The sequence below is a fragment of the Capnocytophaga sp. oral taxon 332 str. F0381 genome, from assembly GCF_000318275.2.
In the GTDB taxonomy this organism is placed as follows: Bacteria; Bacteroidota; Bacteroidia; order Flavobacteriales; family Flavobacteriaceae; genus Capnocytophaga; species Capnocytophaga bilenii.
This window is the reverse complement of record NZ_KB291292.1, coordinates 1-1322: the sequence shown is the minus strand read 5'-3', so window position 1 is coordinate 1322 and position 1322 is coordinate 1. Positions and strand designations below refer to the sequence as shown.

The 1322-nt window shown below is 30.3% G+C and carries 2 protein-coding genes; both read left to right on the top strand.

The genetic code is table 11. The features are described from left to right. The first annotated feature begins 149 nt into the window (after positions 1-149). The gene (locus HMPREF9075_RS13155) at positions 150-320 is read left to right on the top strand and encodes a hypothetical protein (protein ID WP_009415313.1); all 171 of its coding nucleotides are present in this window, start codon (positions 150-152) and stop codon (positions 318-320) included. A gap of 6 nt (positions 321-326) precedes the next feature. Continuing rightward, positions 327-1160: a transposase gene (locus HMPREF9075_RS04505; RefSeq protein WP_255351823.1), complete on the top strand. Its 834-nt coding sequence runs from the start codon at positions 327-329 to the stop codon at positions 1158-1160. Positions 1161-1322: the final 162 nt, after the last annotated feature.

Sequence of the window (1322 nt, the reverse complement as noted above, 5' to 3'; positions counted from 1 at the left end):
GGTTAAGATAACGTCTTATGTCGCACATTAGTCCTCTGCCAATTCTTTGATTTAAAGCCTTATTTTTAAATAGAATGGTAGACGTTAGGGTCTAATAAAGACTTTAGAAGCAAAGGCTTATTTTTAATATCAATAATCATATTTAGAAAATGAAAAACTATGTTCTTTTTACAGGGATCGATGTATCCAAAGACAAATTAGATATTTGTTATGTGGATAAAAATGGCAATGTATTAGGTTCAAAAGTAATTGACTATAAGCCTAAAAACATTAAATCTATTGTAAAGGATTTGGAAAGGTTAGGTTACAACCTGACTTAAACGCTTATTTGTTTTGAAAATACAGGGGTGTATTCAATCAAATTAGGTGAAGTGCTCTCTGAGCTAAATGCTTATTATAGTGAGGTTTCAGCTCTTGAAATCAATAAATCTAAAGGTATTACTAGAGGTAAAGATGACAAAACCGATGCTAAAATGATTGCTCTTTATGCCTTGAGAAATATTGATAAAATAGTGCTTTCAAAGGTAACGGATGAAGCTATACAGGAACTTAAACTTCTCTTTGCTGAAAGGGAAAAAATACAAAAGTCAATAACAAGTTTGAAAATGACCCAAGAGAATGAAGGACGGGTAAATAGCAAGGCTTATGAGAGTGTTCAAAAAATAAATCAACAAACAAGAGTTGCTCTTAAAAATAGTCTAAAAGCTATTGAAAATGAAATAGAAAGGGTTTTTAAAGAGCATCCTGAATTGAAAAAGAATCGCGATTTATTGAAGAGTATAAAGGGAATTGGTACTATAATTTCGGCTTATTTAGTAATGATTACTCATAACTTTACTAAATTTAAAAATAGCCGTAAATTTGCTTGCTATTCGGGAATAGCGCCCTTTGAACATAGCTCGGGAAAGTCGGTAAGAGGAAAGACTCAAGTAAATCATTTTGCAAATAAAAAAGTTAAGGCTTTGCTGAGTATGGCGGTTCAGTCGGCTAAAAAATATAACTCTCAAATAAAGGCATATTTTGAGAAGAAGAAAGAGCAAGGGAAGCATATTTTGCTGATAAGCAATAACATAAAGTTTAAACTTGTAAATATTGCTTTTGCAGTAATCAAGAGAGGAACTCCTTATGTAGATATATATAAATATGCTACCGTAGCATAAGAGAAAAAAGAGTGTATTAATACTCTTAAATATTTGAATAACAATAAAATAATAGCTTAAATAAATTAGGCTATAGGTGGTGTTTTGGGCAAAAATTTGTTCTAAAATACAAAAAAAATCAAAAAAATACCTTTTAAAATTTGGATATTAACATAGAATGTG